Annotated in this window: 17 protein-coding genes; 13 read left to right on the forward strand and 4 right to left on the reverse strand. The window is 70.2% G+C overall.

What is annotated here, in order from left to right; translation table 11 throughout:
- Positions 1-49: 49 nt before the first annotated feature.
- The gene (locus LWF15_RS11700; RefSeq protein ID WP_232810481.1) at positions 50-1,078 is read right to left on the reverse strand and encodes an NAD(P)H-dependent flavin oxidoreductase; all 1,029 of its coding nucleotides are present in this window, start codon (positions 1,076-1,078) and stop codon (positions 50-52) included.
- Between the two features lie 169 nt (positions 1,079-1,247).
- Here LWF15_RS11700 and LWF15_RS11705 point away from each other — a divergent pair, with 169 nt between their 5' ends.
- Positions 1,248-2,138: a calcium-binding protein gene (locus LWF15_RS11705; protein WP_232810482.1), complete on the forward strand. Its 891-nt coding sequence runs from the start codon at positions 1,248-1,250 to the stop codon at positions 2,136-2,138.
- Positions 2,139-2,221: 83 nt separating this feature from the next.
- Positions 2,222-2,725 (forward strand): META domain-containing protein, encoded by a 504-nt coding sequence (locus LWF15_RS11710; RefSeq protein WP_232810483.1) that lies wholly within the window; start codon positions 2,222-2,224, stop codon positions 2,723-2,725.
- A 59-nt stretch (positions 2,726-2,784) separates the two neighbouring features.
- Here the strand turns inward: LWF15_RS11710 and LWF15_RS11715 are convergent, their stop codons facing one another.
- Entirely contained in the window at positions 2,785-4,698 is a 1,914-nt protein-coding gene (locus LWF15_RS11715) for an MFS transporter (protein ID WP_232810484.1), read from the reverse strand.
- Positions 4,699-4,942: 244 nt separating this feature from the next.
- Between LWF15_RS11715 and LWF15_RS11720 the strand changes: the two genes are divergently transcribed.
- Positions 4,943-5,374, forward strand: a complete 432-nt coding sequence (locus tag LWF15_RS11720) for a universal stress protein (RefSeq protein ID WP_232810485.1) — start codon at positions 4,943-4,945, stop codon at positions 5,372-5,374.
- A gap of 99 nt (positions 5,375-5,473) precedes the next feature.
- Entirely contained in the window at positions 5,474-6,499 is a 1,026-nt protein-coding gene (locus LWF15_RS11725) for a VanZ family protein (RefSeq protein ID WP_232810486.1), read from the forward strand.
- An 8-nt stretch (positions 6,500-6,507) separates the two neighbouring features.
- On the opposite strand, the gene LWF15_RS11730 is transcribed toward LWF15_RS11725, so the two are convergent.
- Complete coding sequence (locus LWF15_RS11730) at positions 6,508-7,509, reverse strand: LacI family DNA-binding transcriptional regulator (RefSeq protein WP_232810487.1); 1,002 nt, start codon at positions 7,507-7,509, stop codon at positions 6,508-6,510.
- Between the two features lie 633 nt (positions 7,510-8,142).
- On the opposite strand from LWF15_RS11730, the gene LWF15_RS11735 reads away from it, so the two are divergent.
- From LWF15_RS11735 to LWF15_RS11745, 3 genes are all read left to right on the forward strand, one after another.
- The gene (locus tag LWF15_RS11735) at positions 8,143-10,212 is read left to right on the forward strand and encodes a helix-turn-helix transcriptional regulator (RefSeq protein WP_332879893.1); all 2,070 of its coding nucleotides are present in this window, start codon (positions 8,143-8,145) and stop codon (positions 10,210-10,212) included.
- 161 nt (positions 10,213-10,373) lie between these two features.
- Positions 10,374-11,408 carry a GDP-mannose 4,6-dehydratase gene (locus tag LWF15_RS11740; RefSeq protein WP_232810489.1) on the forward strand — a complete coding sequence of 345 codons (1,035 nt, stop codon included), beginning with the start codon at positions 10,374-10,376 and terminating at the stop codon, positions 11,406-11,408.
- An 85-nt stretch (positions 11,409-11,493) separates the two neighbouring features.
- Positions 11,494-11,691 (forward strand): DUF5988 family protein, encoded by a 198-nt coding sequence (locus tag LWF15_RS11745; RefSeq protein ID WP_269810034.1) that lies wholly within the window; start codon positions 11,494-11,496, stop codon positions 11,689-11,691.
- Positions 11,692-11,748: 57 nt separating this feature from the next.
- On the opposite strand, the gene LWF15_RS11750 is transcribed toward LWF15_RS11745, so the two are convergent.
- Positions 11,749-12,501, reverse strand: coding sequence for a thioesterase II family protein (locus LWF15_RS11750; protein ID WP_232810491.1), 753 nt, complete (start codon positions 12,499-12,501; stop codon positions 11,749-11,751).
- Positions 12,502-12,695: 194 nt separating this feature from the next.
- Between LWF15_RS11750 and LWF15_RS11755 the strand changes: the two genes are divergently transcribed.
- The 6 genes from LWF15_RS11755 (at position 12,696) to LWF15_RS11780 (ending at position 17,095) form a co-directional block, all read left to right on the forward strand.
- Positions 12,696-13,583 carry a 3-hydroxyacyl-CoA dehydrogenase family protein gene (locus LWF15_RS11755; RefSeq protein ID WP_232810492.1) on the forward strand — a complete coding sequence of 296 codons (888 nt, stop codon included), beginning with the start codon at positions 12,696-12,698 and terminating at the stop codon, positions 13,581-13,583.
- A complete protein-coding gene (locus tag LWF15_RS11760) occupies positions 13,580-13,867 on the forward strand; it encodes an acyl carrier protein (protein WP_232810493.1) in 288 nt (95 codons plus the stop codon). Before LWF15_RS11755 ends, LWF15_RS11760 begins: the two co-directional genes overlap by 4 nt.
- Positions 13,867-15,030, forward strand: coding sequence for an acyl-CoA dehydrogenase family protein (locus LWF15_RS11765; RefSeq protein WP_232810494.1), 1,164 nt, complete (start codon positions 13,867-13,869; stop codon positions 15,028-15,030). Before LWF15_RS11760 ends, LWF15_RS11765 begins: the two co-directional genes overlap by 1 nt.
- Positions 15,027-16,124: an HAD-IIIC family phosphatase gene (locus LWF15_RS11770; RefSeq protein WP_232810495.1), complete on the forward strand. Its 1,098-nt coding sequence runs from the start codon at positions 15,027-15,029 to the stop codon at positions 16,122-16,124. Before LWF15_RS11765 ends, LWF15_RS11770 begins: the two co-directional genes overlap by 4 nt.
- 82 nt (positions 16,125-16,206) lie before the next feature.
- Positions 16,207-16,872 (forward strand): O-methyltransferase, encoded by a 666-nt coding sequence (locus tag LWF15_RS11775; RefSeq protein ID WP_232810496.1) that lies wholly within the window; start codon positions 16,207-16,209, stop codon positions 16,870-16,872.
- A 22-nt stretch (positions 16,873-16,894) separates the two neighbouring features.
- On the forward strand, positions 16,895-17,095 hold the full coding sequence (locus LWF15_RS11780; RefSeq protein ID WP_232810497.1) for a ferredoxin: 201 nt from the start codon (positions 16,895-16,897) through the stop codon (positions 17,093-17,095).
- Positions 17,096-17,201: the final 106 nt, after the last annotated feature.

Genomic DNA, 17,201 nt, shown 5'->3' on the forward strand with positions numbered 1-17,201 from the left:
GCCTACAGACCGCTTGATCGGCCGAATCTGGCCGCGCCGGAGCCGGATGTCACGTCAACCCGGCTCCTTCGGCAAGACGGCGGATGACGTCGGCCGCGGGGCCGGTGGGGGCGTTGCGCCACCCGCTGCCGGCCCACAGGTGCAGACGGTCGGCGTCGCCGGCCTTCCCGGCAGCCTGCCGCAGTGCGCGGGTCAGATGATGCACAGCGGGGTAGGCGCTGGGCCCTTGGGGGTGTCGGTCGGTGAACCCGTTGCGCAGCGCCCGTGCCGGTCGTCCGGTGAAGGCCCGGGTCAGGACCGTCTCGGTGAATGCCGGGTCGCCGAGCGCCTGCCGGTGGGTGGCGGAGGTACCGGCCTCGTCGGTGCGCAGCAGCAGTGTGCCCACCGCGACGGCCTGTGCCCCGGCCTGCAACGCGCGGCGCACCGCCTCGGGGCCGTCGACACCACCGGCCGCGACCACCGGCAGGTCGACCGTCTGCAGCACCCGCCGAACCAGCACGTCAGTGTCGACCGGTTCCGGGAGCTGGGTGGGATCGAAGGTGGCGCTGTGCCCGCCTGCGGCCGGGCCCTGAACGACGAGGCCGTCTACGCCTGCATCGTCGGCCAGCCGTGCCTCCTGCGGGGTCGTGACACTGGCCAGCACCCTGCTTCCGGCGTTCTTCAGGACGGTGATGTCAGGCGCATCAGGCAGGCCGAAGGTCAGCGAGACCACCGGAACGGGATGCCGGACCAGCAGGGCGATCTTTTCCCGCCAGTGATCGTCGTCAGTGACCGGCGACGGGTCGAGCTGCAGCGCGTGAACCGCGGCCTCTTCTTCGAGTTCCCTTGCGTAGACGGCGAAAGCGGTTGCATCGATCGGGGCGGTGGACGGGACGAACAGGTTCACGCCAAACCCCGTCCCGGTCGCCCGGAGCTGCTCGATCTCCGCGGAAAGAACCTGCGGTGACTTGTATCCGCCGGCCAGGAACGGAAAGGCGCCGGCCGAGGCCACCGCGCGGGCCAGGGCTACGGTCGAGGGGCCGCCGGCCATGGGCGCGGCAACGATCGGGAGCGCGGAGTTCAGCAGGGCTGCGTGCACACCCTGTTCTATCAACGTCGAGACACGGTCTGGGCCGGGGCGCGGACGCGTCCGACGACGCAGGAGATCGGAGACAGACGCCGGATGTACCAAGCCCGAAACGCCACCCCGGGCGCGGTGCCCTGCGTAGATTCAGAGGCGACCAAGCAATCGGACTGGAGGTCTTCCGATGACCCTTACCAAACACCGGCGTCTGGTGACCGGTCTGGCCGTGACCACGTCGGTGATGGCCGCCGGCACCTCGGCCGTGATGTTCTCCGGCTCCGCCGAGGCGGTCAGCCGCCCGGCCACCGTGAGCATCGGCAACGACCTGGTGTTCCAGGCGGCCCCGGGCCAGCTCAACCAGCTGACCATCACCAAGAGCTGGGCCGCGCCCGAGGAAGATCCCGGTGGCTACGGCGGCGGGGAGTACACCTATCGGCTGGACGACCGGGTCGAGATCGAGGCGGACGAGGACGGGTGCACCTACCCGGACGCTTCCGACCGCACCCTGGTCGTCTGCACCTTCGTCCACGGCTACGGTCAGGACCCGGGCGAGGTCGGCTATTTCAACCTCGGGGACAAGAACGACACGGTGAAGTTCGTCAACCCCGGCGACTACTACGCCAACGACCGGGTTCATCTCGGGGCCGGGAACGACACCTACACCAGCAACCAGAAGGCCCCGGACGCCAGCTACGTCATCGGCGGAGCGGGCCACGACACGATCACCACCGGTGAGCAGATCGGTGACGTGAGCGGCATCCTCGGCGGCACCGGTGACGACACGATCCGGACCTGGGGCGACTACGGCTACGCCGGGGTCCAGGGGCAGGAGGGCAACGACACGATCTACGGCGGTGACGGTGAGCAGCGTTTGAACGGTGGGGCCGGTGACGACGTGATCCGGGCCGGAGCCGGCAAGGACCTGGTCTGGGGCGGTCCCGGGCAGGACACGCTGTACGGGGGCACCGCCGCCGACGAGATCTACGGCAACAGCGGGAACGACAAGCTGTACGGCGGTCCGGGCAGCGACACCCTGTCGGGTGGTCCGGGGAAGGACCTGATCAAGCACGACTGACGAGGTGCCGACCCAGGTGGCGGTCCGGCTGTCTGAGCGCCGTCGGCCCGGAACCTGACCGGGTCGGCCTGCGTCCAAGCCGGGTGAAGAGGACCAGGACGGGGTTCGGGACATGGACGGCGCTGACGGCGCCGACGGCGCTGGTGGTCCTGCTGGCCGGCTGCGGGACGGGCCAGGACGGGGCCACACCGCAGGACGGGCCCGGCTCGGTGAGCGAACAGATGATCGGAACCTGGTACGCCTGGGACATTCCCGGCTACCAGGCCACCGACTTCGGCCTTCAGACGTTCGACGAGGCCTGGATCGAGTTCCGCGACGACGGCACCTGGTCGGCCAGCGACGGCTGCAACGGGGCGGGCGGTAAGTACGAGGTCGGTGCCGACGGAGACTTCAGCGCGACCAAGCCGGGGCCTCAGACGGCCATCGGGTGCGCGAATGTGCCCAACGACCGGACCTTGTACACCTCGTCGAAGGTCGCGGTCGTCGACGGTGTGCTTGTTCTGAGCAATCAGTACGACAACATCACAGGTCGGTACCTGCGCGAACCTCAGGCTGCTCCCTCCGGCACACCCGGTGGAGCGCCCTGATCCCGCAGGCTCTACCGGGAAGGAGGCCGCCGGCCGGGACGGCCTCCTTCCCGAAGTGGTCAGCCGGAAACCTCTTTGGTGCCGTCCGAAGAAGGCCCGGTGCCCACCGAGTTCTCGGCCGGGCCGAAGAGCCGGTCCTCGTCCAGGGCCGAGGTCTGCACGATCAGCACGTCGCACCGGGCGTGCCTGACCACCTCGCCGGGCACCGAACCCAGCTGCTGCCCGTCGCTGGCCCCCAGTCCGCGGTTGCCGACGACGATCAGGTTCGCCGGGTTCGTGCCCACCGCCTCGAGCAGGGCCTGGGCCGGGTCGCCGGCCACCAGACGCTGGTCGATGTGCCGGGCCCGTTCCCGGGTGAGGTTGGTGATCGACTTCTCCAGCGCCTGCCGGGCGGCGTCGGCTCCGTACAGATGCTGGTGCTCGCCGGCCACCGGAGCGGCGACCTCGCCCTCCCGGTAGGCGGTCACGACCACCAGCCGGGCCTGCGCGGCCTGCGCCACCTCGGCCGCCCGGTCCACCGCGTACAGGCTGGTGGCGGTGCCGTCGGAACCGACCACGACCTGGTCGTAGACGGTGATGCTGCGCCGGCTGCCCAACGGCACGATCGGCGACTCGTCGGCCTCGTCGGGCGGGTTCACCCAGAGCATGGCCACGGCGCCGATGCCCAGCAGCACCCCGGCCAGGACCATCGCGTTGGAACCCTTGCCGTCCAGCAGATGGTTGAAGATCCAGCCGAAGGTGAGGGTCTGCACCAGCATCGGCACGACGATCATCATGTTCAGGATGCCCATGTAGACCCCGGTGCGGCGGGCCGGGACCATGCTGGCGACCATCAGGTAGGGCACCCCGACCGCGCTGGCCCAGAAGATACCCACGCCGATCATCGGGATCAGGGCCAGGTACTGGTTGTCGATGTTGGCCAGCCAGATCAGCGCCGCCGAGGCCAGCCCCAGAGCGGCCGCGTGCACCCGCTTGGCGCCCATCCGCTGGGCCAGGCCGACCAGGAACAGCGCCGAGATCATGGTGACGAAGTTGTACGTGCCGTTCATCAGGCCGGTCCAGGCGATCTCGTCGCCGCCCGAGCCGGCCTCTCCGGGCGCCGCCCCGAACACCGTCTCGCCGAGGCTGACGGCCAGGAACTGCCAGTAGATGAACATCGCGTACCACTGGAAGGCGAAGACCACGCCGATCTTGTGCATGGCGACCGGCATGGTGCGCACGGCGTCGGCGATCTCGCGCACCGCGTAGGTGACGCCGCGCGGAGCCGTCCGCATCTCCTCGAGATCCTCCTCGGAGGGCGTGAGTTCGCGAGTGCGGGACATCGCCGTCAGCACCGTCAGCAGGATGCACACGGTGCCGAACATGAAGACGACGTACATCCAGTACGGCACGCCGTTGCCCGCGGTCTCGTTCAGCGCGTCGACCTTCTGCAGGGCGAACAGTGAGACGTTGGCCAGCACGGCCCCGGCCCCGGTGAACATGCTCTGGGTCAGGAAACCGCGCGCCAACTGGGATTTCGGCAAGCGGTCGGAGATGAAGGCCCGGTACGGCTCCATCGAGGTGTTGTTGCCGGCGTCCAGTAGCCAGAAGCAGATCACGCCCAGCCACAGCGCTCCCACGAATGGGAACGCGAAAAGGATGGTGGCGCAGAGGATTGCGCCGGCCACGATGAACGGGCGCCGTCGACCCCAGCGTGGGTGCCAGGTCCGGTCGCTGATCGCCCCGATCAGGGGCTGGATGACCAGTCCGGTGATCGGGCCGGCCAGGTTCAGGATCGGCAGCTGGTCGGGGTCGGCCCCGATCAGCAGGAACAGCGGGTTCACCGCCGACTGGGTCAGGCCGAAACTGAACTGCACCCCGAAGAAACCCAGGTTCATCAGCAGCAGGGCCTGGGTGCTCATCAGGGGTTTGCGATCGATCCCCTCCGCGTCCGAGGAGTCCGAGGAGGCGGAGTGTGCAGTCGTGGTGGTCATGGCGGCCCCTTTGCCGACGCGATCCGACGCAGATCTCCATTTGACGCTAAGCCTGCTCCGGGCGCCCCGCAAGACAGTTGAGGTCCGGAAGTCGACCTGGCGCATTTGACATCGATTTCTGCAAAGCTCCTTTTGATCAACGACTTCTGGATCTCGGTCCACCTCTCGACGGCGCGCGAACCGTGCCTTAGCGTTTTGCTCGGGTGGATCGCCCGGCCCGGCACTCGACGATGAGGAGCTGACGGTGAGCAGATGGAAGTCCGTCCTGGTCGGCGTCGACGGATCGCCCGGCAGCCGCAAGGCACTGGCCTGGGCCGCGGCCGAGGCCGCCGACCACGGGGCCGAGCTGGTCGTGCTGAGCGTGTGGGAGCCGGCCCTGCTGCCGCCGGTGGGCAGCGGCAGCGTGCCCGTGGGCAGCCTGCCGGTGCCGGGGGAGCAGGCCGCCGCCGACCTGGTCCAGGTGATCCACGAAGAGCTGGGCGCCAGTCCGCCGGTCGTGGCACAGCCTCAGGTGAAGCAGGGCAACCCGGCCGAGGTGCTGATCGAGCAGTCCGCCTCGGCCGACCTGCTGGTGGTGGGCACCCGGGGGTACGGCGGTTTCGCCGGGCTCGTCCTGGGGTCGGTCAGTCAGCACGTCGCCGCCTACGCCCGCTGCCCGGTGACCGTGGTGCGCTGAACCCAGCCCCTCGTCCTCAGGTACCGAAGAACTGACCTGTGGTACCGGATCCGGGCCTGAGGCCGGGCCGGGGGCCTGGACCTGTCTACAGTGCCGAACGTGGCATCGTGGATCTCCCGGCTGGGCCCTGCTGACCTCCTCTTCGGAGCGGCACTGCTCGCGGCTCTCGTATCGGTACTGGTGTTCGTGGCCCAGCGGGGCGCCGGGGCGCGCAAGCTGGTCGGGATCGGAGCGTTCGGCGGGTACCTGGTCGTCCTGGCGCTGATCATTCTCTGTCCCCTGCCCGGCCCGGCACCCGAACCTGCGTTCCCGGGCGCCCCGGCCGTACCGCTGCTCCAGATCTCCACCGAGGTCGAGCTGCGCGGGCTGCTGACCAGTGGCCTGGGTGACCAGAATCTGCAGAACCTGCTGCTGGGTGTGCCGTTCGGGTTCGGTCTGCCGTTCCTGCTGCGGCGAGGGGGACGGTGGCTCATCGCAGCGTGCCTGCTGTTCGGCGCCGGGCTGGAGGCGAGTCAGGCAGCGGCCTCGCTCCTGGCCGGCTGGGCCTACCGGAGCATCGACGTCAACGACCTGATCGCCAACGACCTCGGTGCGCTGCTCGGTCTCCTGCTGTTCTCCGTCGCCAACCAGTGGTTCTCGTTCCGACCCGGCCTTGCGGGGCGGGCCGTGCTGCTCGGCTCCCCGGTCGCGGCCGGCGTCGTCGCCCTGGCCCTGCTGGCCGGGCCGCGGCCGGGCCTCGAACCGGGGGTGAACTACTGCGAGGTGCCACCCGCCACCGTCACCGAGGTCGAGGGCTACTCGGTGTTCGCCGACCATGACGTGGTGTGCCTGACGAACCAGCAGGGGTTCCTGACTCTGCTGCCCGGGGACCAGACCCCGGCCGTCGAGTCCCCTCAGGCCGAAGTGGTCAATGTGGTCGGCCTGGTCCCTGTCGGGACGACTCGGGTGCGGGTGGATCTGGGGGACGGGCAGTCCGCCGAGGCCCGGCTGGTCCCGGTGGCAGGGATCGACGACTGGACGGTCTACGTGGCGGCGATGCGGAAAGGCCCCCTCGACGATTTCACCGTGCAGGTGACGCGGTTCGCCGCCGATGGAACGTCGGTGGTGCAGCCGGCTGTACCTTGAGACCCCGGCTACCGGTCACCGCAGGACGCACGGTGCTGGAAGGTCGGCTGCACCCGGTGACGAGAGGTGGGCGCAGACGGATCGGCGATTCGCTTCACCATGAGTTCGACTGCCCGCCAGCCCATCTGAGCCGTGTCCTGGCGCATCGCCGACAGCCGGGGCTCGAACAGGTCAGCCCAGTCGAAGTCGTCGTAGCAGACCATGGCCACGTGCTCGGGGATGCTCAGGCCCAGGGTGCGCAGGGCCCGCACGGTCCCGATCGTCATCGCGTTGTTGCCCACCACCACCGCGCTGGGACGGTTGCGGGCCGAGAACGCCTCCAGCACGACCTGTTCGGCGACCATGCTCTCGCTGGCGCCGTCCAGCAGGAGGGCGGGATCGGGATCGAGGTCACGCTCGGCCACCACGTGCCGGAATCCGGCGATCCGTTCCTCGGTGGAGTGCAGACCCTTCAGGCCGGTGACCATCGCGATGCGCCGGTGGCCCAGGTCGGCCAGGTGGGCGGTCAGCTGCGCGGTGGCCTCGAAGTTCTCCGGGGCGATCTGGTCCAGGTCGGCGTCGGCGAAGCGGTCCATCAGCACGGTCGGGACGGCCGCGGTGCTCAGGAAGGGCAGGGCCCCGGCGGTGGTGGTCGCCGGTGCGGGGGCGAGGATCACCCCGTCCACCCTCCGGTCGACCAGTTGCTCGACGATCTGGCGCTCCACCTCGGCGTCGTCGTGGGTGTCGCCGAGCATCAGCATGTAGCCGGCCGCCCGGGCCCCGGCGTCGACCGAGCGGATCAGTTCGGCCAGGTACGGGTTGGCCGCCGAGGAGATGGCCAGTCCCAGCGCCATCGTGCTGGAGGTGGCCAGGGACCGGGCGACCGCGTTGTGGCGGTAGCCGGTGGCGATGATCGCGTCCATCACCCGCTCGCGGGTGTCCGCGTTGACGGCTCTGGTGCCGTTGAGGACGTGGGACACCGTGGAGGCGTGCACCCCCGCCAGGCGGGCGACATCTGCCATGGTCACCATCGGAAGGCTCCTCAGTCGATCTTACGCGGCCGTTCCATCCTGGCCCGGATACATGTCCGTATCCATTGCCCGGGTCCAGGTCTGTCGATATCCGTATGAAACCCGTTTGAGACTGGACGGCAGACAAGCGCTTGCGCAAGCGCTTGTACCAATTTATGTTGGTTAGCGCCGGGACCCCAGGGACTGATGTGACGGTTGCCGGAAGTCCGCAACGAGGCGGAGGAGGTCGTGATGTCCATGGCGACGGACTGGGTCGCCGGTGTGGCCGTGCCCCCGGCACCAGGTCGCCGGCCCGGGCCTTCCGTCAGGATGCTGATCGGTGGGCCGAGCCGCCGGCCGTTCGTGACGACCGCCCGGCGCGTGTTCCGCAGCCCGGTCGAGGCCGGACCCGATGTCCGCCCGGTCGACGAAATGATCTGCTCTTGAACAAGTTTTATCGTCGAAGGCGTGCTTGCCGCAGTTAAGCTGTCGCCGACGCAGGCGGTGGACCATCACCGGGAACCTGCGGTCGTACGCGGTGTGTGCAATGTTGTGCGCGACAGTCTGATTCAGAGAAACTGCCAAGGCCCGGCCGGTCTGCGAGCGCGCTGCCCGACCTGCTGACGCTCAGCCAACCACGTGGGAGGCCGTCGAATGACAGTGTTGTCACCTGACGCCGACAGTTGGTCCAGCCAGATTCGGACCTCTGTCCAAAATACCGTGCGAGCGGGCGATTTGGATTTCCTGATGGCCGAGTACGCGGCCGCGGCGCGTGGGGAGACCCGGTGCGTCGTGGTCGAGGGGCCGTCCGGTGGCGGTGCCGGTGAGCTCCTGGCCACGTTCGTGCGCAAGGTGCGAGCGGCCGGTGCCCAGGTGCGCCGCCACTCCTGCCGAGCCGTCGAGGCGGACCTGGGTTACGAGGCGCTGCAGCGGCTCACCGGGCAGACGGTCGAGGGTCCTCTCATACCGCAACGACTTTCGCAGTCGTACTTCCGGATCTTCTCCGACCACCTGCGGCAGGGTCCGGTGGTGGTGGTCCTGGAACAGGCCCACTGGTGCGACGAGGCGTCCCTGCGCTGGCTGGAGCTTCTGCTCAGACGGTGCCGCGGGCTGCCGTTGCTGCTGGTCATGAGTCAGAGACCGGCCCTGCTGCCGCAGTGGCACCGCCTGCTGGACGCGGCCGGCCCGTCCGTGCAGCGGCGGAGCCTGGTCCTTGACGCGGTCGAGGACAACGATGTCTACGAGTGGCTGGTGCGGTCCTGGACACCGGCCGTCGACGTGCTCTTCGCCCACGAGTGCCGGCGGCTCAGCGTGGGCCTGCCCGGTCTGCTGCATCGCCTGCTCACGCGGTTGCAGGAGGTCGCCTGCCCGCCCGGCCCGGCCGGGATGGAGACCCTGGCCGAGGTCGGCGCGCAGTTGCTGGCCGATCACACCGAATCGGTACTGCGGGGCCATCCCCCGCACGTGCGACGCCTGGCCGAGGCGCTGGCGGTGCTGGGACAGCCTGACACCGAAGTGCTCGCCCTGCTGGCTCCCGTGCCGGCCGCTCTGATCCCCGGCTCACTGGAACTGCTGCAGCACGAGGGCCTGCTCGAGAGCCGGGCCAGGATGCCCGAACAGGTCCGCGAGGCGGTGCTCGAGGGCATGGGAGCGAGCGCCCGCACCGCCCGGCACGAACGGGCGGCGCGGCTGCTGAACGACACCGGAGCGGCCGCCGAGCAGGTGGGGGAGGTGTTGCTGCGGCTTCCCACGGTGGCCGAGCCCTGGATGAAGGAGATCCTGCGGCAGGTCGCCGACCAGGCCGAACGGGCCGGCGACGTGACCGGGGCGGTGCGCTGCCGGGCCCGTCTGGTCGAGACCGGCGAGCGTGACGTCGAGGACCTGGTGGCCTACGCCCGGGTCCTGGCCCATCTGGAACCCGGCCGCGCCCACCGCCTGGTGCAGGAGGCGTTGCGCACCGGGCCGGGAGTACGGGTGCGGGCCGCTCTGGCCGTGCAGTTGGGCAAGTCGGCGATCCTGCTGGGTACCGTCGCGGAGGCGATGGCCGAGCTGAGGTCGGTGCTGAACGACCTGGCCGGTGCGCCCGGCAGCGGTGCCGAGCGCATCCAGGTGGAGTCGGCCCTGCTCATTCTGGCCTGCCACGAGGCCCCGGTGCGGCCGGGAAGCAGCGCCCACCGCCGAAACACCTCTCAGCAGCAGACCATTGAGGACGGCGTAGCGTCCCCTTTTGATCGAGGCTCCCAGTTCCCGCGGCCCGCCCCGACCGTCAGCGACCTGGCCGTGGCGCTGGGCCGGGCCCGGGAGTGCGGGTGGATGATGCCCGAGGCCGGACCGGGCGGGCCGCAACAGCTGCCGTGGTGGACGGCGGCCGCGCCGGCCCTGCTCAGGTGCGAACGGCGGCAGGCCCGGGTGGTTGCCGAACCGACCGTGCTGCAACAGGAAAGGCCCTGGATCCGGCTTGCGGCCCAGCTGGCCACCCAGACCCGGGTGCTTCCGCGCTCCCGCCGCGGCGGTGTCCTGACCCCCAGCGAGGAGCAGGTGGCACGGCTGGCCGCCGCCGGCACCAGTAACCGCGAGATCGCCGCCACCCTGGTGATCTCGCTGCGTACCGTCGAGATGCACCTCACCAGCGTCTACCGCAAGCTCGGCATCACCGGCCGGGCCGGTCTCGCCGGGCCCGGGCCGCGGCCGGCCCGGGACGACCGGGCCCGGCTCGGGGCCTGAGCCGGGCGCCGTCCTCATCTTTGTGTCTTCCCCTAGCGAATAGCGGATTTCGTTGCCCGGCCGCCACGAGGTTGCGACATTGGTCTCACTTCGGTGGTTCCCCCGAAGGGCCTGAGCGCCCGCGGTGCGGGCCCGGCGACCGCGGCGAGGGAGAGGTCCTGATGACGAAACGGGCACTGATCACGGGAATCACCGGACAGGACGGTTCGTATCTGGCCGAGCATCTCCTGGCCCAGGGGTACGAGGTGTGGGGGTTGGTGCGCGGGCAGGCCAACCCCCGCCGCTCCCGGGTCAGCCGACTGGCCGGTGAACTGTCCTTCCTGGAGGGCGATCTGCTCGACCAGGCCAGCCTGACCTCGGCGGTGGACCGGATCCAGCCCGACGAGGTGTACAACCTGGGCGCGATCTCGTTCGTCCCGATGTCCTGGCGCCAGGCCGAACTGGTGACCGAGGTGAACGGGATGGGGGTGCTGCGGATGCTGGAGGCGATCCGCACGGTCAGCGGCTACGACACCTCGCGAACCCCCGAGCGCAGCAACCGGATCCGCTTCTACCAGGCTTCCTCCTCGGAGATGTTCGGCATGGTGGCGGAGAGCCCGCAGTGCGAGACCACCACGTTCTACCCGCGCAGCCCCTACGGGGTGGCCAAGGCCTACGGGCACTTCATCACCCGCAACTACCGCGAGTCCTTCGGCATGTACGGCGTCTCCGGCATGTTGTTCAACCACGAGTCACCGCGGCGGGGAGCCGAGTTCGTCACCCGCAAGATCACCATCGCGGTGGCCCAGATCAAGCTGGGTCTGCAGGACAAGCTGTTCCTGGGCAATCTCGACGCGGTGCGCGACTGGGGCTTCGCGGGCGACTACGTGCGGGCCATGCACCTGATGCTGCAGAAGGACGACCCGGCCGACTACGTGATCGGAACCGGGCAGATGCACTCGGTGCGCGACGCCGTCCGGATCGCCTTCGAGTGCGCCGGCCTGAACTGGCACGACCACGTCGTCATCGATCCCGCCCTGGTCCGCCCCGCCGAGGTGGAGACGCTGTGCGCCGACTTCGGCAAGGCCCGGGCCGAGCTGGGCTGGGCGCCGTCGGTCGACTTCCCCGAGCTGATCCGGATGATGGTCGAGTCCGACCTGCGCCGCGCCAGTGACGAGCGCCGGTACAGCGAGATGGTTCTGGACGCGGGCTGGTGACGTACCCCAATCGGTCCACCCCACAGAGGATCCCGGCAGCGGTGCCGGGCCGGACGACGCAATCGGAGGACAGGTCATGCACACGATGAAGGCCTTGCTGACAGGTGGCCCGGAGACAGCCATGGGAAGCGGGATCGTCGAGGTCCAGAACCTGGCGGAGACCGTGAAGATCGCCTTTGCCGCCGGGTACGAGCACTTCCGCCACCACGGCGAGGTGCGTCACGTCGACGGCCAGGAGATGCCGGTGTTCGCCTGGTGCGGCCGTACCCGGATCGCCGAATAACACGTCCGCACAAGGCCGGTCCGCCGAGGTTCTCCCTCGGCGGACCGGCCTTTCTGGTCAGTGTTCGACCAGTGCCGCGGTGCGCAGTTCCTCGGTGACCGCGGAAGCGTGTTCGGTCAGGTAGAAATGGCCACCGGGCCACACCCGGATGCGGAACCGGTCGCGGGTGTGCTCCTGCCACTCGCGGGCCTCGTCCACCGTGCACTTGGGGTCGCGGTCACCCACCAGCACCGTGATCGGGCAGGAGAGCCGGCGCTCGCCCGGCAGGGTGTACAGTTCGGCCGCCCGGAAGTCGCTGCGGATGGCCGGCAACGACATCCGCATGATCTCGTCGTTCAGCAGCGCGGCATTGCCCGGGTCCATCGACCTGATCTCGGCCAGCAGGCCCTCGTCGTCCAGTCGGTGCACCGCCTCGTCGCGCGTGGTGCCCGGTCCTCGTCGGCCCGAGGCGACCAGCGACACCGGAGCGCGGCCGGCCTGCTCCTGACGCCAGGCCACCTCGAAAGCCAGGGTGGCGCCCAGGCTGTGACCGAACAGGACGGTCGGCAACGGTTCCTGGGTCGCCAGCACCGCGGTGATCTGGTCGGCCATCGTGGCCACGTCCGGCAGCAGCGGCTCGTGCCGGCGGTCCTGCCGCCCGGGATACTGCAGCGAGATCACGTCGGTCTGCGGGGCCAGCGCGGTGGCGATCGGGTGGAAGTAGCTGGCCGCACCGCCGGCGTGCGGGAAACAGACCAGCCGGGTGCGGGCTTCGGGGGCCGGGACGTACCGGCGCAGCCAGAGCCGGGGGTCCGGTTCGGAATCGATCACGTCAGTCGCCGTCCTTGTCGGGGTGTCGGGTGGATCCTCCAGCCAAGCGTCCAGGGTGCCGTGATGCCCCTAGATTCACCAGGTCCGCCCGGCCCGTGATGGTTTCCCTAGAGAACTCGTTGAGGCGTTGTCCGGCCCGGCCGCGGTGTCCCAGGCTTCGTGGGAGGTCGTCCGACACTCACGCGGAGGCAAAGGTGGACACGAACACGGACGCCCGGGGCCCGGTGGACCGGCTGGTGATCGTCGGAGCCGGGGTGATGGGCACCGGCATCGCCGCCATGGTGCTGGGGCAGGGGTTGCCGGTGGTCCTCGTCGACCAGGACGCCACCGTTCTGGGCACGGCGGCCGATCGGGTGCACCGCCAGATCCGGCACGGGAACCTGCTGGGCGCCTTCTCCGAGCCCACCGATCCCACCGGTCCAGGTGACTTGGTGCTGACGCAGGACCTGGAGGCGGTGAGCGGGGCGAGCGCCGTGATCGAGGCGATCGTCGAGGAGGCGGCGGCCAAGACCAAGCTGCTGACCGAGCTGTCCGACCGGGTGCCCCCCGGAACCCCGCTGATCACCAATACTTCCGGGATCCCGGTGGACGAGCTGGCCGACTCGACCGCCCGTCCCGAGGACGTGATCGGCACGCACTTCATGAACCCCGCGTACCTGATCGGCATGGTCGAGACCGTCCGGGGCCCGCGTACCTCCCAGGTCACCCTGGAACGGGTGAGTGAGCTGCTCGGCCGGCTGGGGCGCCGGGTGATGGTGGTCCAGGACTCGCCCGGCTTCGTCACCAGCCGCCTGCTGCACCCCCTGATCAACGACGCGGCCCGCCTGGTCGCGGCCGGCACCGCGCCGGTCGAGGCGGTGGACCAGCTGATGCAGGGCTGCCTGGGCCACCCCACCGGGCCGTTGCGCACCGCCGACCTGATCGGCATCGACAACCTCGTCGACGCTCTGGGCGTGCTGGCCGCCCGCACCGGCAACCCCCACTACCGGCCGTGCGAGCTGCTGGTCGAGATGGCCCGCGCCGGCCGGCTGGGCCGCAAGAGCGGAAGCGGTTTCTACGAATACGGAGAGGTGGCGCTGTGAGCAGCGATACGGGAGTCGGCACGAACCAGCAGACTCAGCAGACTCAGCGGATCGGTGACGAGGTGGCCGAGCACCTGTCCCGGATCGTGAAGGCGCCGGTGCCCCGGGACGAGGACCTGTTCGCCTCCGGGCTGGTGCCCTCGGTGGTCGCCATGGAGCTGATCGTGCATCTGGAGGCCACCTACGGGATCGCCATCACCGGCCCCGACCTCAAGCTGGCCAACTTCCGCACCGTCGAGCGGATCTCCGCCCTGGTGCAGCGGCTGCGCGAGCAGCCGGCCTGATGGCGCTCACCCAACCCGGGCCGCGGCCGGATCACCTGGAGCCATCGGACGGCCCGGACGACCTGGACGATCTGGCCCGGCAGGTCGAGGACTGGGTGGCCGGCCAGGCCGGTCAGTGGGACCTGGACGGCCGGCTGCCGGTCGCTCTCCTGCGCCGGATGTCGGCCGCCGGAGCACTGTGCACCCAGGTCCCGCGCCAGTACGGAGGGCGCGGCGCCACCAGCTCGGCCAACGGGGAGTTCACCGCCCGGGTGGGCGCGCAGTGCTCGTCGTTGCGCAGCGTCCTGACCTCTCAGGGCATGGCGGCCTGGGTGATCGAGCGGCTGGGCAGCGAGGACCAGCGCGGCGAATGGCTGCCCCGCCTGAGTGGTGGGGCCCTGGCCGCGGTGGCGTTCAGCGAGGCACAGGCCGGAAGTGACCTGTCGGCGATCAGCACCACGATCCGCACGGACGGGCACGAGGTGGTGATCGAGGGCGACAAACTGTGGACGACGGCCGCCACCTACGCGGACATGATCGTGGTGATCGGTCGGCACCAGGACGGCGCGGCGGCGGTTGTCGTCCCGGCCGATGCTCCCGGAATGTCTCTACGACCGCTACCGGCGCCCTCCGGGTGCCGGGCGGCCGGTCACGCCGACGTGAGCCTGCGCGGCGTCCGTCTGCCCGCCTCCGCCGTCCTGGGCGGTGGTGACCAGGCGCTGCCCATGCTGATCACCACGGCCCTGGCTTCGGGCCGGCTGTCGGTGGCCTGGGGGTGCGTGGGCATCCTGCGCGCCTGCCTGGCCTCGGCCTCCGCCCACGCCGCCACCCGCCAGCAGTTCGGGCGCACGCTCGGCCAGCACCAGCTGGTGGCCGGTCATCTGGCCGATCTGCTGGTGGCCGAGCGCTCGGCCACCTGGGCCTGCCAGGCGGCCAGCCGGCGCTGGGACGACCGCTCGCCGGACCTGGTGATCGCCACGGTGCTGGCCAAGCAGGTGGCGGCGACCCGGGCCACGCACGGCTCGGCGCTGGCCGCCCAGGTGCTCGGCTCGGCCGGGGCGCAGGACGGGCACGTGGTCTCCCGGGCGCACCGCGACGCCCGGCTGATGGAACTGATCGAGGGGACGACCGAGATCTGCCGGACCCTTCTGGCCGGTCACGTCCTGGCCGGGGTGAGCAGATGAACAGTCCGACGAGTACGGCCGTCACCACGCCGGTGAAGTGCCTGGTCTGGGACCTGGACAACACCCTGTGGCGAGGCACCCTGCTGGAGGGTGACCAGGTGGTGCTGACCGACGAGATCCGCGAGCTGGTGGCCCTCCTCGACTCCCGGGGCATCCTGCAGTCGGTGGCCAGCAAGAACGACCAGGACCTGGCCTGGGCCCAGCTCGAGGCGCTCGGGCTGGCCGAGTTCTTCGTGCTGCCGGAGATCGGCTGGGGGGCCAAGTCGGAGTCGGTGCGCCGGATCGCCGAGGGGCTGAACTTCGCCACCTCGGCCGTCGCGTTCGTGGACGACCAGCCGGCCGAGCGCGCCGAGGTCTCCGCCCGGCTGCCGGACGTGCGGTGTTACGACGCGGCCGAGCTGGCGCAGCTGGCCGCCCGGCCGGAGTTCGACCCCGAGGTCACCGGCGACGCCCGGGAACGGCGCCGGATGTACCAGGCGGGTTTCCGCCGGGACGCGGCCCGCAGCGACTTCCCCGGACCGGACGAGGACTTCCTGCGCTCGCTCGACATCGAGATGCAGATCCGCCGGGCCGACGCCGCCGAACTGGCCCGCGTCTCGGAGCTGACCGTGCGGACCAGCCAGATGAACGCCACCGGCGTGCCCTACTCCGGCGATGAACTACAAGACCTGACCGCCGACCCGGAGCACGAGGTGCTGGTGGTCTCGATGTCGGACCGGTTCGGCTCGCACGGCGCGGTGGGCGTGCTGCTGCTGGAACGCAGACCCGGGCTGTGGCGGCTCAGGCTGCTGGCGACCTCCTGCCGGGTGGTGAGCTTCGGCGCCGGCACGGTGATCCTGAACTGGCTGATCGATGCCGCGCACACCGCAGGGGTGCACCTGGCCGGGGACTTCCGGCGCACCGAGCGCAACCGGATGATGGACATCGCCTATCGCTTCGCCGGTTTCGAGGACGCGACGTGCGCCTGCCTGGCCGGGCTCGATTCCGGAACCGCTCCGGACGGGCTGCAGCACCTGCACCTGGTGCCCACCGCCCACCCCGCCCCGACCACGATGCGGCTGAGCTCGCCGACGCTGTTCGGGCGCACATCGTGATCGAGTACGTGACCGCGCTGCTGGTCGGCCTTCTCAGTTCCTCCACGAGAGCCGACAGCCCGTTCGAGACGAGGTGGGAGCCGTGGCCGAGCAGTTGGCGACCGGGGCCGAGCTGACCGGCTACCTGAGGGCGGTGTCCCTGCGGGAGGACGAGGTGCTGCGCGACCTGCGACAGACCACCGCCGAGCTGCCCTGGGGCGAGGCCATGCAGGTGCCGCCCGAGGAGGGGCAGTTGCTGGGGCTGCTGGCCGGGCTGACCCCGGCCCGCATGCTGCTGGAGATCGGCACCTTCACCGGCTACAGCACGCTGTGCCTGGCCCGCGCGCTGTCTCCGGGGGGCCGGGTGGTGACCTGCGACATCACCGACCGCTGGGCGCCCATCGCCCGCCCGGCCTGGCAGCGGGCGGGAGTGGCGGACCGGATCGAGGAACGCTTCGGGGACGCCGCCGTGAGCTTGCAGGAAGTGGAGAACGACTACGGTCGGGGTGGTTTCGACCTGATCTTCATCGACGCGGACAAGTCCGGCTACCCCGCCTACTACGAGGCCGCGTTGCGTCTCGTCAGCAAGGCCGGGCTGATCGTGGTGGACAACACGCTGTTCTTCGGCCGGGTGTTCGACCCGGGCCACGACGACCCGGACACGGTCGCGGTGCGCGGGTTCAACCAGGCGCTGCTGGACGACGAGCGCGTGGACATCTCGCTGCTGCCGATGGCCGACGGGATCACCCTGATCCGCCGTCGCCGGTGAAGCAGCGGACGGGAGAGTGACGATGCCGGACATCCAGGCCGACCGGGACGCCTGCGTGGGCGCCGGGCAGTGCGCAATGATCGCGCCCGCGCTGTTCGACCAGGACGACGAGGGCATCGTGGTCACCCTCGCCCACCGACCACCGCCGGAGCACGAAAGCGTTGCCCGCCAGGCGGTCCGGCTCTGTCCCGCCCGGGCCCTCGCGCTGATCGAGCAGGGCTGAGCCAGAGCTGAGCCAGGGCTCAGCCAGAGCTGAGCCACTGCGGGACCGGAGTGATCCGGGTAAGGACCGACGCGCCGACGAACTAGCACGGATGGGTTGATCTGAC

The organism is Kineosporia rhizophila, assembly GCF_021277265.1.
Lineage (GTDB): Bacteria > Actinomycetota > Actinomycetes > Actinomycetales > Kineosporiaceae > Kineosporia > Kineosporia rhizophila.

Excerpts from the sequence above, each read along its gene's own strand:
- LWF15_RS11705 (WP_232810482.1), top strand. The coding sequence starts at position 1,248 with ATGACCCTTACCAAACACCGGCGTCTGGTGACCGGTCTGGCCGTGACC.
- LWF15_RS11715 (WP_232810484.1), bottom strand. The coding sequence starts at position 4,698 with ATGACCACCACGACTGCACACTCCGCCTCCTCGGACTCCTCGGACGCG.
- LWF15_RS11730 (WP_232810487.1), bottom strand. The coding sequence starts at position 7,509 with ATGGTGACCATGGCAGATGTCGCCCGCCTGGCGGGGGTGCACGCCTCC.
- LWF15_RS11735 (WP_332879893.1), top strand. The coding sequence starts at position 8,143 with ATGACAGTGTTGTCACCTGACGCCGACAGTTGGTCCAGCCAGATTCGG.
- LWF15_RS11740 (WP_232810489.1), top strand. The coding sequence starts at position 10,374 with ATGACGAAACGGGCACTGATCACGGGAATCACCGGACAGGACGGTTCG.
- LWF15_RS11745 (WP_269810034.1), top strand. The coding sequence starts at position 11,494 with ATGAAGGCCTTGCTGACAGGTGGCCCGGAGACAGCCATGGGAAGCGGG.
- LWF15_RS11765 (WP_232810494.1), top strand. The coding sequence starts at position 13,867 with ATGGCGCTCACCCAACCCGGGCCGCGGCCGGATCACCTGGAGCCATCG.
- LWF15_RS11770 (WP_232810495.1), top strand. The coding sequence starts at position 15,027 with ATGAACAGTCCGACGAGTACGGCCGTCACCACGCCGGTGAAGTGCCTG.
- LWF15_RS11780 (WP_232810497.1), top strand. The coding sequence starts at position 16,895 with ATGCCGGACATCCAGGCCGACCGGGACGCCTGCGTGGGCGCCGGGCAG.